The following is a 13,903-nucleotide window of genomic DNA, read 5'->3' as shown; positions in this document are numbered from 1 at the left end:
GCTTATACACGACCTAGATATTCGCCTGTACGGGTATCTACTTTGACGATTTCTTCTTGTTGTACAAAAAGTGGTACACGCACTACTGCACCTGTCTCTAAGCGGGCAGGTTTACCACCACCGCCAGAAGTATCACCACGCACACCGGGGTCGGTCTCTACGATTTGTAGCTCAACGAAGTTAGGCGGTGTTACTGATAGGGGAGCACCATTAAAGAGCGTGATGGTGCAAAGGGCGTTAGAGTTTTCTTTGAGCCACTGAGCAGCGTCTCCCATGGCGGTTTTGTCGGCTTGTAGCTGCTCAAAAGTCTCAGGGTGCATAAAATGCCAAAACTCACCATCGTTGTACAGATAGTTCATTTCGGTATCTACCACGTCTGCCCCTTCTAAGGTGTCGCCTGATTTAAAGGTTTGTTCTAGGACTTTGCCTGTTTTTAGGTTGCGTAGTTTGACACGGTTAAAGGCTTGACCTTTACCGGGTTTGACGTATTCGTTTTCTAAGATGGAGCAGGGGTTGCCATCAAGCATGACTTTTAAGCCTGCTTTGAAATCATTGGTAGAAAAGCTTGCCATGAAAATTACCTTAAAAATAAAAATAAAAAAGCAAAATGCGTTATAATGACGCAGTTTAACCATTTATTATACCTTAAAATTTCCTAACTTTGTCAAAAATGAGCGACATTTTTTTTAATACCCCAAACTGGCAACAAGAGCTGTCCTGTGCGGTGAGCGATGTGGCAACTTTATATGAGTTGTTAGAGTTGCCTGTGCCTGCCAATCATCATCAGCCAAAAAAATTCCCCCTGCGAGTGCCACACGCTTTTGTCAATAAAATAAAAAAGGGCGACCCAAACGACCCGCTACTTTTACAAATATTGCCCGATGTTGCTGAAAGCTTGACAGTGATGGGTTATACGACTGACCCCCTTGATGAAAATAACCATAATCCCATTAAGGGTTTGATACACAAATACCAAAACCGAGCTTTAATCACGCTTACAGGAGCGTGTGCCGTGCATTGTCGTTATTGTTTTCGTCAGCATTTTGATTATGGGGCAAATTTGCCGAGCTCTGATGAGATGGCGGTTATCGGCGAGTACATCAAACAGGATAGTAACATTAATGAAGTGATATTTAGTGGGGGCGACCCATTAAGCCTAAACAATCGCCGCATTAAAGCATGGATTGACATGGTGTCTGATATTGATGCCATCAACACAATCCGCATTCATACCAGAATGCCTGCCATATTGCCAAATCGCATTGATGATGAACTGGTGCAGATACTTTCATCAAGCCCAAAACACATCGTCATGGTGCTACACATCAACCACGCCCAAGAGATAGATGACATCTTAGCTCAAAAATGCCAAGTTCTTAAAAATAATGGTGTGGTGCTGTTAAATCAATCAGTGTTATTAAAAGGGGTGAATGACAAAATAGAGACACTTTGTCAGCTGAGTTGGGCATTGTTTAAGATGGGGGTGCTGCCTTATTATTTGCATATTTTGGATAAAGTGGCAGGGTCGGCTCATTTTGACATTGACATACAGCACGCCATAGGACTTTATTGGGGTATGCTTGAACGTTTGTCTGGTTATCTTGTGCCAAAGCTGGTGCAGGAAGTGGCAGGCAAACCCTATAAAACACCCATTGATATTTACCAAATCACCAAAACAGCCATCAAGGATTAGTTATGATAAAACAAAGAATATCCGCCGTCAGACAGTATATGCAAAGCCAAAACATAGACGTCATCATTGTGCCAACGTCCGACCCGCATTTATCCGAATATCTGCCTGAGCATTGGCAAACTCGCAAATGGTTATCAGGCTTTACAGGGTCGGCAGGCGTGTTGGTGATGACGGCAGATTTTGCAGGATTGTGGACGGACAGTCGCTACTGGGTACAAGCAGAGATTGAGCTTGGTGGTACTGGCATTGTCCTAAAAAAGCAAGGACAAGATACAGACATAGCAGAGTTTTTGTTAGAGCATTTTACAGGTGTTCAAAAACCAACGCTTGCCATAGATAAGGCGGTGTTTTCGTTGGCGTACTATGAACGTTTACAAAAGATGTTGGCTGATGTTTTTGTATTTATTGACATGGATGTGGTGGGGCAAGTGTGGCAGTTTCGCCCGCCATTGCCTTGTGCTGATGTTGTGGTGCATGACACGCGTTTTGTGGACACATCAGCAAAAGACAAACTGCAACAGGTGCGTCAGCAGATACAACAGCTAGGAGCGGATTGGCATTTGATTTCAAGCCTAGATGACATTGCTTGGCTGACCAATTTGCGTGGCTCGGACGTGGCATTTAATCCTGTGTTTTTGGCTCATTTATTGATTGGTCAAGATGAGACTACTTTATTTGTAGATGGTCATAAACTGACCAGCTCCGCACTTACCGCCTTGGCACAGGCGGGCATTGATGTTGCTCCCTATGATGATGTACAACAAGCGATATGTAACAAACAAGGTGTGCTGCTGATTGACCCCAATAAAGTCGCTGTCGGTACTTTGTCATCATTTAATAAAGACAATATCAAATATGCCATGAACCCCAGTACTTTGTTAAAAGCCATCAAATCCCCCCAAGACATCAGCCACATCAAAAACGCCATGCGTCAAGACGGCGTGGCGTTGTGTGAGTTTTTTGCTGAGCTTGATGAGTGCTTAGAGCGTGGAGAGATGGTCAGTGAGCTTGATGTTGCAGATAGGCTGACTTATTATCGCAGTCAGCAGGCACATTATGTCAGCCCAAGTTTTGATACCATTGCAGGCTTTGGAGCAAATGGGGCGATTGTGCATTACAAAGCCACGCCTGAGCGATTTGCGTATTTGGTGGGTGATGGACTTTTGTTGATAGACTCAGGCGCTCAATATCACAACGGCACAACCGACATTACTCGCATGGTGGGGGTTGGGCATATTACTGATGAACAAAAAACAGACATCACCCAGGTATTAAAAGCCCATATCGCCCTAGCAGTCGCCCATTTTCCCAAAGATTTGCCATCACCGCAGATAGACATTGTGGCACGAGCAAAACTGTGGGCGGTGGGTAAGGATTATGGGCATGGTACAGGTCATGGGGTGGGTTATTTTTTAAATGTCCATGAAGGTCCGCAAGCCATCTCCTACACCGCACCACAGACACCTGAACGAGCCTTGCAGGTGGGCATGATAAGCAGCAATGAGCCGGGGCTTTATCGGCAGGATAAATGGGGCATTCGCCTTGAAAACTTGATGGCGGTCAAGCCTGCCCCTGATAGTGAGTTTGGGGAGTTTTTGTGTTTTGAGACATTGACACTTTGCCCATTTGATGAGCGTTTGATTTTGCCACATCTGTTGGATAATGATGAAAAAGCGTGGCTGAATGCTTATCATCAACAGGTGTATGATGAGCTTGTTGGTCATCTGTCAGCTCGGGCAAAAGCATGGCTAACCGCTCGCACTCAACCAATTAAAATTTAGGGTTAAGTAGCTCTCCAATAAAATGCAACAACAAGGCAGGTTCTATGGCGATGGTTGCTACCACACCAAACACCGCTCCTGCCATGTGTGCCAAATGTCCGATATTGTCATTGCCCTTTTTGTAGGCATAAATGCTGTACGCCACATATAAAATGGCAAAGATGATGGCAGGCACAGGAATGACGGCAAAAAAGTAAATTAGTTGCCACGGAGCAAGCAGTACAAAGGCAAACAGCACTGCCGATACGCCCCCTGATGCCCCCAATAAGACCGTACGAGTGTGTCCGTTGCCACTTTTGATAAAATCAGGCAATACAGAAAAGATGATGGCGGCCACATAAAAACCCAAAAATCCCAAATAGCCAAATTTGGCAATATACAGCCGTTCAATGGCTTGCCCAAAGAAAAACAGCGTAAACATATTAAAAAACAAATGCCAGCCGTGGGCGTGGATAAAACCATAAGTGATAAAACGGTCAATTTGCCCTTTTTTAACCATCAAAGGGTCAAAAACAAGACGGTTTAAAAAAGCAGGCGATTGCCAAGCCAGCAAGCTGACAATCACTGTCATAATAATGATAACAAGTGTGTGAGTCATGGTAATCAAGATAAAAGGGCTATTTTAGCATAATTTATGGTTTTATGATGGCTTGGCGGTTTTACAAACCCAAAAAATCCACCACAAAATCACTATTGGGGCGAGCAAACAGTTCATCAGGTTTGCCGATTTGTTCTATGATACCATGATTCATGATGACGACTTTATCAGACACTGCCACCGCTTCTTCTTGGTCATGGGTTACCATGATGGAGGTGATGCCAATCTCTTTTTGAATGTCCTTTAAGGACGTGCGTAGCTCTTTACGCACCTTGGCATCCAACGCCCCAAAAGGCTCATCAAGTAGTAGTAGCTTGGGGTTGGTGGCGATGGCTCGTGCTAGGGCAATACGTTGTCTTTGTCCACCTGACAGCTCATGAGGATAGCGGTCTTTGGTGTGGGGCAGTTGGATAAGCTCTAACAGCTCTGCCACTCGCTTGGTGGTTTGCTCTTTTGTGGGGCGTTTGTCTTTGGGCAATAGCTCTAAACCAAAGGCGATGTTTTGAGCGACGGTTTTGTGGCGAAATAGGGCGTAGTTTTGAAAAACAAAGCCAATGCCACGTTTTTGTACTGGCGTATCGGTTACGTCTGTGCCATCAAACAAAATGCGTCCTGTGTCAGCAGTTTCAAGCCCTGCGATAATCCGCAGTAGGGTGGTTTTACCACAGCCAGAAGGACCAAGCAAGGTAGCAAGCTCTCCTGTATTGACGGTGAAACTGATGTTGTTTAGGGCAGTAAAATCGCCAAAATGTTTATGAATGTTGTGAATGTCAATGCTCATGTGTTTTCCAATTTAAATAAGTATCAGCGTTGATGGGTTTTACGGCTCATCAGTTGTTGCACAGCTAGGGTGATGAGTGCCAACAATGCCAAAATGCTAGACAGGGCAAAGGCGGTGGTAAAGGCGTATTCATTATAAGCAATCTCAATCATCAGTGGCATGGTATTGGTCTGCCCACGGATATGTCCTGACACCACGCTCACCGCCCCAAATTCGCCCATGGCACGAGCATTGGTTAGGATAATGCCATATAACAGTGCCCATTTGATGTTGGGTAAAGTAACGTGCCAAAACATCTGCCAGCCGCTTGCACCAAGGGTCAAAGCCGCTTCTTCTTCGCTGTCGCCAATGGACTGCATGAGTGGAATAATCTCACGAGCAATAAAAGGAAAGGTAACAAACAAGGTGGCAAGCACAATGCCTGTGGTGGCAAAGATAATCTTTATTCCCAAGCCTTCAAAAAACCCACCGATGAGCGTATTTGCCCCAAACAGCAGCACAAACATCAAGCCTGCCACCACAGGCGATACCGCAAAGGGCAAATCAAGCAAGGTGGTGATGATAAATTTGCCTTTAAATTTATGACGAGTAATCAAGTACGCCAGTGCCACACCAATGATGATGTTGATGGGCAGAACGATGGCGGTGGTGATGAGTGTGAGCTTAATGGCGTGGCGAGCATCAGGGTCGGTCAGTGCCAAGATATATGCCCCCCAGCCATCTTTTAGGGCTTCATAAAACACCGCCATCAGTGGTACGACCAGCATGATGACCATAAACGCCACTGCCACACCAATCAATGTCCATTTGACCCAAGTTTTATCGGACGTGGCAGGGTGAGCTTGATAGTTGTAAGTGGAGTGTGTTGCCATGTTTTTTCCAAAAAGATAAATTTAGGGATTGATGTGAAATGATGAGTTTAATTGGTCTTTGCCCCAAGCCGTGCTGACAATTTCCATTGGGCAAAGTTAATGGCAAACAACACAACTAGCGACACAAGTAGCATAAATAGTGCCACACAAGACGCTCCTGCCACATCAAACTGCTCCAATTTTGAGACGATGATAAGTGGTAAAATTTCAGATTGCATGGGAATGTTACCTGCAATAAAAATCACCGAGCCATACTCGCCTGTCGCCCGAGCAAACATCATGCCTGCCCCAATCAGCATGGCAGGGGCAATCTCAGGCAAAATCACTTTGATAAATGTGGTCAGCCGATTTGCTCCCATGACAGCAGCAGCTTCTTCAAATTCTACTGACAGCTCAGCAAGCACAGGCTGCACCGCTCGCACAATAAAAGGAAAACTTACCACCACCAACGCCAGCCAAATGCCAATCGGCGTAAAGGCGATTTTGATGGGTTCACCTGCCAAAGCCACGCCCAATTTAGCAAAAATCTGCCCAAACACGCCATTAGGTGCGTATAATGTGGCAAGGGCAATGCCAGTAACGGCGGTTGGTAAGGCAAAGGGCAAATCCACCAAAGCATTGATAAAGGATTTACCCCAAAACTCATAACGCACCAACACCCAAGCGATGAGTGTGCCAAAGATAAGGTTGGTTAAAGTTGCCAAAATCGCCATAGACAGCGACAGTTTGATGGCAAAAAAGACCTGTGGCTCTTTGATGGTGTTGATGATGTCAGATAACCCCATGTCCAGCGTGGTCAAAATCATCATCACAAAGGGCAGTGCCACAAGTAATGACAACGAAAACACGCTGATACCAAGACTTAACCCAAAAAAAGGCATGATGCGTCTTTTTTTGTTGGGGGGTAATTGCAAGGAAGTGTGTGCAGTCATGGCGTTCTTTTTATCAAAAATTTAGGCTATTTTAAAAGATTGGGCTGATTATGGTATGGATAAAACAGAATATACTTTTTCTTTTTTGGGATTTGTGAGATTAAAAAATAAAAAAGCCGAACCTTTGTCCGACTTTTTGTGGTAAATATGGATTATTTTTTATCAGCAGGAGCGACTTTGCCTTGTGCATCCACCGCCAATTTGTCGTACACGCCCCCTTCTTTAAAGTAGGTGTCCATGATGGATTTCCAATCGCCAAAGACGTCATTGGGAAAAAAGGTCTGCATGGCGGGGAATTTGTCTTGATGTTTGGCGAGTATGTCGGCATTGCTTGGACGCAAGAAATATTTGACTGCCAGCTCCTGACCTTGGTCGCTATACAGATAATCTAGGTAAGCACGAGCCACATCGGTAGTGCCTTTTTTGTCGCTGACGGCATTGACCACCGCCACGGGGTTTTCGGCATTGACGGTGTAGCTTGGGTAGATGATTTGTACGTTGCCAAATTTTTCTTTGATGACGTTGGCTTCGTTTTCAAAGGTGATGAGCACATCGCCAATACCGCGTTGGGCAAAAGTGGTGGTCGCTGCTCGTCCGCCATTTTCAAAGACTTTGACGTTGCCTAGCAAATCTTTAACAAACGCTTGGGTTTGCTTTTCGTCTTTGTTAAAGGTGTGCAGGCCATAGCCATACGCCCCCAAAAAGGCATAACGACCGTTACCAGTGGTTTTGGGGTTAGCGATGACAATGTCCGTACCTTTTGTGGTAAGGTCTGACCAATCTTTGATATTTTTAGGGTTGCCATCTCGCACCAAAAAAACGATGGTACTGGTAAAAGGAATGGCGTTATTGGCAAACGCTTGTCGCCACTTACCATCCACCAGCTGACTGTCAGCAAGTAACTCAATGTCTGAGCCTTGGTTCATGGTTACCACGTCCGCTTCTAGTCCGTTTTTGACGGATAGGGCTTGCTTGGATGACCCGCCGTGCGATTGTTTGATGTTGATGGTGATGTCAGGATTGACAGTCTTATAATGCTCTACAAAAATGGGGTTGTAGTCTTTATAAAAATCTCGTGCCACGTCATAAGAGACGTTCAGTAGCTCTACCTGATTTTTTGTGGTGGCTTTGGTGTCATTGGCTTTGCTTGGCTCGCTGTTACCACAGGCGGTCAAAGCAAACGCGGATACGGTCAAAGCTAAGGGTAAAATGGCGGTTTTCATGGCTGTCCTAAATACAACAAAAGATGATGTATTGTAAAAGTGATTGGCAAAAAAGCCTATCATAAAAACGGTAAATCATTATTCGCTTTGGGAATTAGTCAAAAATGAATGACAAAAAACCAACCGAAAAGCTGGTTTTGAGTGCATAAAATCAAACAAATGTGTGAATGTTTTGGTTTAGTGGCTGGGAGTAGCCACTCGTTGAAAACTTCCGATTTTTCTGGGAGCAAATCTGGGGTCAGTGGCGTTGCCGTCATGGGTCAAAAGATAAATACCACCCCATGTTTGACCACTTTCATAACGAAAATCAAGCAGATAGCGTTCACCTTTTGGGGTGGTGATGGGCATGGGATTGACAAACGCCCCTTGATAATAAACAAAGCCTTGTATTTTGGGATTGACAGTATTGTATTTATCAGCAATCAACATCACACCATCGTCTTTGGTGATTAAATCGGTGCTGATATAGTCAATCTCGGCGTCTGCTCGTATCGGTGCGTTGGTGATGCGAGCAAGTTTTTGATAAGCGATGGCTTCTTTGCGATGGTCGCTTGGGGATTTACAATGGTCGCAATAAAAATTGGTACAAGCGGATAAAGCAAATACGGATAAACCTAAAACCATCAGACGTGTACTACTAAAAAGCATCATTGGTTACCCCCTTATTTTTTACCAAAACTTGTGTTTACTGATAATCATCTATCTTATCAAAATAACAAACACACGTCTATTTTTATACATAAATATTGGCTTGGTAACCAAAGTTTTTGGACAATAAAAAAATGCAAGACAAAACTTGCATTTAAAATCAAAGACGTTGATAATGCTATTTAAATGCTTAAACCCTAACAAACATTTAACTACGGATTTGACGCCACCAGCCCAAACACGTCTTTACGAGCCATCACTTGCCTTGCCCACGCCTGATGGGTGGCAGGCTCTAACATGGTGTTGTCTTGTTTAAAGACCGCTTTGGCATCTTTGGATAAGATGGCACAGGCTTGGGCATAATCGGTGCTACTTACTTTAAAGGCTTGAATCACCGTATCAATTTGGCTGGGGTGAATGACGGTTTTGCCGACCAAACCAAGTGCCACATCTTGACACAGTTCTTGCTTAAACAACTCAGGCTTATCCAAATACTCAAAAACAGGCGATGACAAATAAAAACCATGTGGCACAAAAATCCCAAGCAAACGGTACAGCAGCGTGCCTAGGGGTGATTGGTATAAAGTAACGTTGGGTAGTCGCCGCATACGCAAACACGCCAACAAATCATTGCCACCAACACGCACCGCCAAAATCTCTTGGTCAAAACCTTCACTTAGTGCCATCGCCAGCTCCTGATTATGGGTTGCCCCAAACACCAAAGCCGTCTCCAAAGTTGGCATGATAAAATGTGCCTTGCTGAGATTTTGACAGGCATATCGCCAATCAGCAAGGCTGACCATGTCCACTTTGGGCAAAACAAAACCATCGATATAATCAATGTGCACAAACTCACTTAGTTGTCTTAGCATATTGGCGTGGCGTGGTCGGATAAACACCAAGGGGCGATTTTTTGGTGGGCTGTCATGCCAAGTTTGTAGCAAAGTTTTGATGTTATCAAGAGCAACGGGCAAATCCGCTTCATGCACAGCGTCTTCTAGGCAGATGATGATACTGTGAATGGTGGGGATTTTTTGGCGAGTGATGATTTGCCAAATGTCTGTGCGAGTGGCAGGCATGTACAAACTTGCCCCCAGATGATAAGGGTGCAAACGTGGGGGCGGTAAAGCACTGATGCGATGGCTAGGTAGATTGATAATTGGGGTCATGGCAAACTTTCCTTAGCTGCGTTTTTGGATGATGGTCATGGCTTGATAAGGATAAATGTCCTGATACAAAATGGGAATGTGTTTTTGCTCACACAAATGGCGTAGCAGAGATGTATCGGCACTGTGCTGGCTGTTTGTGTCAATCAGCACGCATTGGGGCTGTCGTCTCATGATGGCACGCGTGGCTTCGGCGATGGTGGGTTTGATGCGGTTGTCATTATCAATGGCAAAGGCTTTGGCGATATTATCAATCAGCGAGCGTGTGGCAAAACGTGGTGATGATTGGGTGGGGAGCAGGCAAGCCTTACCGAGCGTTTGTCGGTGTGCGTCTACTTGATTGACAAAACGCAGACTTTCATCAATGTGGGTAAATTCATTATAATACACACAGCCATGAAACTCACCTGTGCGATACAAAGTGCGAGACACCAAGCCAGAGATGGTGCTATTTAGTAATGATGAAGGAATCAGCCAGTCATCTGTGCCATCAGACAGCCACGCCACGCCAGCAGGGTCAGACAGCACCACTAAGGGAATGACATCACAACCTTGGTGAAAAAGCTGGTTTTTGGTATGGGGATACTGCGCACAAAACTGTGTCAAACTGTGTTTTAATTCCCCAAAAATCGCCCCTTTGCCAGTCCAGCCATCAACAAACACAATCGGACAGTCAGGGTGCTTTTGGGTGATGTGTGCCAGTGCCAACTGGTCAATGCCTTTATCTCTGATGATACTGACACCATAGTGGATGACAGGACGATGATAAGATGCGTTTGGGTCGCTCAACGCACGTTTTAAAAGCACCCCAACTGGCACGCCTGCACGCACCAAACTCACCAAAATCAAAGGCTTATCTTGGTATTTAAAGGTATCATACAGCGTATGTGCCAGTCTATGAATGCCTGCTGCTGTGCGTGGCAGATATTCTGTCAGAGCGTGCTGATAAATGGCGTGATGAGTGTCGCTGATGGGCGTTTCTAGGGTGAGCATTTGTGAATAATGGCGTTTGCCTGACTGGATGAGTGCTTCTTTTTGTACAGGGTCAATGCTTTGGACGTCCGCTTTGTCTAGGCGTGTCAATAAAAAACACACATCATCAGGCAAATAACTGCCACTAAATCCATCATTCATGGTCGCTTTCCCATAAAAGTTGTCCAATGTTGTCATGTAGCTGTCCTTTGTTTGGCGTGCCATACCAGTCCAGCAGTCTTAAAAACGGCAAATCCGCTAAGCTATCACCAAACCCAAAAACAGGTCGCTCTTTGATAAAGTGATTTTGCATTAAAAAGTAGACGGCGTGTCGTTTGTGTACAAAATCAGGCAAAACCGCCAGATTGTTGGCGTTGTGATGAACATAAAACCCATCAGGCAGCTCATACATCAGTCTTTCTGCCAATGTCTCCAAGACATGATGTTTTTTTTGGTTATGTTTGACCGCCAAATAAACCGTCAAATTTTCACCATCAAAATTTTCTGTATGTGGCGTGATACTCAGAGCGGTTTTGCCAAGTAGGCTACTTTCAAAGCCATTGATGTCATCTAGCAGGCGAGCGATGGTGCGTAGGGTGGTTTGCTCGGCTTTGAGCTTTTGTTTGATGTGGGTTTGCCATGCGTGATTGGGCTGATTGTCTTTATCTAAAATCACCGCCCCATGCGTAAGAACTTTAAAATCATCAAAGGGCAGTTTGACCCTTTGGATTTCGGTGGTGTCTCTGGCGGTGATGGGAATGAGCGTGGTATGGGCAGACAGCCAATGAAAAAAGCTGGCTTGTTTTTGTGTAAAAAAACTTAGTGGCTCGCCTTGTTTATTGACACTGGCACAAATGAGCACTTTGTCCGTGGCAGGCAGTTTACGTTTGGTTTGAAACAGGGTGTCGTCCAAATCCATCAGAGCGTAGGGCTGGCTGATGGTCGCTTGGCTTAGATAATCAGCATAATACATCAAAGTTTTTCCAAAGGGCTAGCAGAGCAAAAGGGGCTGATGATGGCGACTTTGGGGTGTTGCCAAAGCTCATCTACGCCATCTGGCGGTGTCTCTATGCACAGTGCCACCAAGTCCCATTCATCAAAATCCACATTATACACAAAGTTGGTCATGCCCAGCCCATAATTATCATAAAACGACAAGCGGTGGCGTATCGCTGTGCCTTGGGCAATGGGTGAGCGTGTCAAGGACGCAAATTTGACCGATACCCCTTTTTGTTCAAGGCGTTCTGCCACCAAAAACGCTAGCCACACAAATTCGTTACTGCCGAGCACCAACACCTTTTTGCTGACAAACTTATCAGGCGAAAACGGCAAAGCCTGCCATAAGCTGTCTATGCCAGTTGTGCTATCCAAAGTGGGTGTGCGTCCCCATGATGGCAGTGGATAAATGGGCTGACTGCCTGCTTTGGTGGTGGCAACATCAGGCATGGTAACGGTTTTGTCGTTTGTGGTTGTCCATTGCCAACTGCCACACAGCAGATGATGACGATAAAATGCCACATCATCAAAGAGCGATGGCGTGCTTTGTGCCAATGACCAATCCACCAGCGTTGCCAAATGCACCTGCTGTATGTGGCTTAGCCCTGCTTGGATAAGGGCGGTGATAAGGTTTTGGCAAGTTTTACCAGTACTGGCTTCATCATCAACCATAATCAAGGTTTTGCTTGCCAAAAGTTGCCCATTGATGACATCATCATCGCTTTGGTATATCAAATGTGTGCTGGCGTGGCTATGTTCTTCGCTAAATGTCGTCAGTAGTGGGGCGTTTTGGGCGTGGCGGGTGGAGTTGAGCAGTAGGGCGTTTGGGTAGCGTTTTTGTAAGGTTTGATGAACGCCTGCCGACAGCCCAACCGCCGTCTCTGCCATGCCAACCACCAAAATCGGCTCTGGTAAGTGGTCAGGGATTTGATGTGCCAAGGTTTCAAATGCTGCTCGCATGCTGCTTGGGGCAACAGGAATGTGGCGACCCAGCACTTTTGATACAAACAAAAACGCACGTTTTGGGTTGATACGCTCAGCAAAATCAAGCAGCTCATCTAAGGCAAAACTGTCGCTTTGATAGGTCAAATCAAGTATGCCACGGCTTAGGTGGACACGGTGGTGCTTGGTGGTCATCTTTTTTTCCTAATGGCAAGCCTGCTTTTGGGCGTTTTTATTCATTAAATCATCACAGAAGTCATCAAAGGGCGAACCTGACAAGGCGTGATACTGGCAATGCTGTCTGTTAAGCTAGGTTTGTCGGTCAGTCCTGCAAAATACATTAGCCCCAATACCGTCAAATCCAAACCGCTATGCACAGTATAACCAATGCCCCCTGATGGGCGAGTGTTAATCTCCAACACATGATGATTGCCATCGCCATCAGCACGTGTTTGTACGCTGACAATCCCATCACAACCAAAGGCTTTGATAAGCGGTATCACTATCTCCATGACGGCTGGCTCATAGCCAATGTGTTGCACGCTGCCTACTTTTTTGCGAGTGATGGCTGCCAGCACTTCGCCACGCTCACACACCACATCAACAGAGTATTCTTGTCCTGATAAGTAGGGCATCAAAAGCATGGCTTTGTCTTTGATAAGTTTGCTGTGCTGATAAGCATAAACAAACTGGTCGGTATGAATGCGTTTGGTTTCGGTGCGATACAGATGATAAAAAGGGTCGGTGCCACCATCAGCATTGTCTAAAACCCAAAACCCTTCGGCAAAAATGCCATGCACAGGCTTGACGCACAGCGGTGTGTTTTGGTGCTGGGCTAATAAATCGGTCAGCTCATCAAAATTATCAAACCGCCAAGCATGGGCAACAGGTATGTCGTGTTTTTTGCAAATTTGGCTAAATGTAAATTTATCATCAATATCTAGTAGGGTTTGGCGGTTTGTCGCCCCTGTCAAAAGACGCACGCCATGACGGTCAAGCTCATCACGATGGCGTTCATAATCTGCCCCGTTACGTCCTGTCAGCAGTACCGATACGCCGTGAGCGATGGCGTTTTGTACCACCCATGACACACGACTGTCATCAGAAGGCTCAGTCATAGCCGTGTCAGCGACAGATAGGATTTCTGGGCGGTCGTGGCGGTGGCTTGCGATAAGGTGCAAGCGATGTTTGTCTTTTGCATTTTGTAAAGACAGCAACATATCACGCAAGCTAGATTGGGCTTCGGCAAGCCAAAGTGTACAAGTCATATTTATCACCAAATTTAGATGGTGTATTTTA

General features: G+C 45.5%; 14 protein-coding genes. 2 read left to right on the top strand and 12 right to left on the bottom strand.

The window, feature by feature from the left end; genetic code table 11:
- Positions 1–2: 2 nt before the first annotated feature.
- The gene (gene efp / locus CEW93_RS02330) at positions 3–572 is read right to left on the bottom strand and encodes an elongation factor P (RefSeq protein ID WP_089539827.1); all 570 of its coding nucleotides are present in this window, start codon (positions 570–572) and stop codon (positions 3–5) included.
- A 98-nt stretch (positions 573–670) separates the two neighbouring features.
- Here efp and epmB point away from each other — a divergent pair, with 98 nt between their 5' ends.
- On the top strand, positions 671–1,693 hold the full coding sequence (epmB, locus tag CEW93_RS02325) for an EF-P beta-lysylation protein EpmB (protein ID WP_089539758.1): 1,023 nt from the start codon (positions 671–673) through the stop codon (positions 1,691–1,693).
- A 2-nt stretch (positions 1,694–1,695) separates the two neighbouring features.
- Positions 1,696–3,474 (top strand): aminopeptidase P family protein, encoded by a 1,779-nt coding sequence (locus CEW93_RS02320; protein ID WP_089539759.1) that lies wholly within the window; start codon positions 1,696–1,698, stop codon positions 3,472–3,474.
- Here the strand turns inward: CEW93_RS02320 and CEW93_RS02315 are convergent.
- The 11 genes from CEW93_RS02315 to CEW93_RS02265 all read right to left on the bottom strand — a co-directional run bounded on the left by CEW93_RS02315 (position 3,464) and on the right by CEW93_RS02265 (position 13,872).
- Positions 3,464–4,072, bottom strand: coding sequence for a rhomboid family intramembrane serine protease (locus CEW93_RS02315; protein WP_089539761.1), 609 nt, complete (start codon positions 4,070–4,072; stop codon positions 3,464–3,466). The genes CEW93_RS02320 and CEW93_RS02315 overlap by 11 nt on opposite strands.
- Positions 4,073–4,133: 61 nt before the next feature.
- Positions 4,134–4,853, bottom strand: a complete 720-nt coding sequence (locus CEW93_RS02310) for a sulfate/molybdate ABC transporter ATP-binding protein (RefSeq protein WP_089539763.1) — start codon at positions 4,851–4,853, stop codon at positions 4,134–4,136.
- Positions 4,854–4,876: 23 nt separating this feature from the next.
- The gene (cysW, locus tag CEW93_RS02305; RefSeq protein WP_089539765.1) at positions 4,877–5,725 is read right to left on the bottom strand and encodes a sulfate ABC transporter permease subunit CysW; all 849 of its coding nucleotides are present in this window, start codon (positions 5,723–5,725) and stop codon (positions 4,877–4,879) included.
- 47 nt (positions 5,726–5,772) lie between these two features.
- Positions 5,773–6,657, bottom strand: a complete 885-nt coding sequence (gene cysT, locus CEW93_RS02300; RefSeq protein WP_089539767.1) for a sulfate ABC transporter permease subunit CysT — start codon at positions 6,655–6,657, stop codon at positions 5,773–5,775.
- A gap of 152 nt (positions 6,658–6,809) precedes the next feature.
- A complete protein-coding gene (locus CEW93_RS02295; RefSeq protein WP_089539769.1) occupies positions 6,810–7,880 on the bottom strand; it encodes a sulfate ABC transporter substrate-binding protein in 1,071 nt (356 codons plus the stop codon).
- 177 nt (positions 7,881–8,057) lie between these two features.
- Positions 8,058–8,531, bottom strand: a complete 474-nt coding sequence (locus CEW93_RS02290) for a hypothetical protein (protein WP_089539771.1) — start codon at positions 8,529–8,531, stop codon at positions 8,058–8,060.
- 209 nt (positions 8,532–8,740) lie between these two features.
- Positions 8,741–9,697 (bottom strand): HpcH/HpaI aldolase/citrate lyase family protein, encoded by a 957-nt coding sequence (locus CEW93_RS02285; protein WP_089539773.1) that lies wholly within the window; start codon positions 9,695–9,697, stop codon positions 8,741–8,743.
- Positions 9,698–9,709: 12 nt separating this feature from the next.
- Entirely contained in the window at positions 9,710–10,864 is a 1,155-nt protein-coding gene (locus CEW93_RS02280) for a cysteine protease StiP domain-containing protein (RefSeq protein ID WP_089539775.1), read from the bottom strand.
- The gene (locus CEW93_RS02275; protein WP_089539776.1) at positions 10,821–11,639 is read right to left on the bottom strand and encodes an HAD hydrolase family protein; all 819 of its coding nucleotides are present in this window, start codon (positions 11,637–11,639) and stop codon (positions 10,821–10,823) included. Before CEW93_RS02275 ends, CEW93_RS02280 begins: the two co-directional genes overlap by 44 nt.
- Positions 11,639–12,799 (bottom strand): phosphoribosyltransferase domain-containing protein, encoded by a 1,161-nt coding sequence (locus CEW93_RS02270; protein WP_089539780.1) that lies wholly within the window; start codon positions 12,797–12,799, stop codon positions 11,639–11,641. Before CEW93_RS02270 ends, CEW93_RS02275 begins: the two co-directional genes overlap by 1 nt.
- 44 nt (positions 12,800–12,843) lie before the next feature.
- Positions 12,844–13,872 (bottom strand): ATP-grasp domain-containing protein, encoded by a 1,029-nt coding sequence (locus CEW93_RS02265; protein WP_089539782.1) that lies wholly within the window; start codon positions 13,870–13,872, stop codon positions 12,844–12,846.
- Positions 13,873–13,903: the final 31 nt, after the last annotated feature.

The organism is Moraxella sp. VT-16-12, from assembly GCF_002224245.2.
GTDB lineage: Bacteria > Pseudomonadota > Gammaproteobacteria > Pseudomonadales > Moraxellaceae > Moraxella.
This window is presented reverse-complemented; position numbering and strand designations above follow the sequence as displayed.

Bases quoted from the DNA above. Each gene is read 5' to 3' on its own strand.
- CEW93_RS02320 (WP_089539759.1), top strand. From the start codon at position 1,696: ATGATAAAACAAAGAATATCCGCCGTCAGACAGTATATGCAAAGCCAA.
- epmB (WP_089539758.1), top strand. From the start codon at position 671: ATGAGCGACATTTTTTTTAATACCCCAAACTGGCAACAAGAGCTGTCC.
- CEW93_RS02270 (WP_089539780.1), bottom strand. From the start codon at position 12,799: ATGACCACCAAGCACCACCGTGTCCACCTAAGCCGTGGCATACTTGAT.
- CEW93_RS02280 (WP_089539775.1), bottom strand. From the start codon at position 10,864: ATGACAACATTGGACAACTTTTATGGGAAAGCGACCATGAATGATGGA.
- CEW93_RS02290 (WP_089539771.1), bottom strand. From the start codon at position 8,531: ATGATGCTTTTTAGTAGTACACGTCTGATGGTTTTAGGTTTATCCGTA.
- efp (WP_089539827.1), bottom strand. From the start codon at position 572: ATGGCAAGCTTTTCTACCAATGATTTCAAAGCAGGCTTAAAAGTCATG.
- CEW93_RS02265 (WP_089539782.1), bottom strand. From the start codon at position 13,872: ATGACTTGTACACTTTGGCTTGCCGAAGCCCAATCTAGCTTGCGTGAT.
- CEW93_RS02315 (WP_089539761.1), bottom strand. From the start codon at position 4,072: ATGACTCACACACTTGTTATCATTATTATGACAGTGATTGTCAGCTTG.
- CEW93_RS02295 (WP_089539769.1), bottom strand. From the start codon at position 7,880: ATGAAAACCGCCATTTTACCCTTAGCTTTGACCGTATCCGCGTTTGCT.
- CEW93_RS02285 (WP_089539773.1), bottom strand. From the start codon at position 9,697: ATGACCCCAATTATCAATCTACCTAGCCATCGCATCAGTGCTTTACCG.
- cysT (WP_089539767.1), bottom strand. From the start codon at position 6,657: ATGACTGCACACACTTCCTTGCAATTACCCCCCAACAAAAAAAGACGC.
- CEW93_RS02275 (WP_089539776.1), bottom strand. From the start codon at position 11,639: ATGTATTATGCTGATTATCTAAGCCAAGCGACCATCAGCCAGCCCTAC.
- cysW (WP_089539765.1), bottom strand. From the start codon at position 5,725: ATGGCAACACACTCCACTTACAACTATCAAGCTCACCCTGCCACGTCC.
- CEW93_RS02310 (WP_089539763.1), bottom strand. From the start codon at position 4,853: ATGAGCATTGACATTCACAACATTCATAAACATTTTGGCGATTTTACT.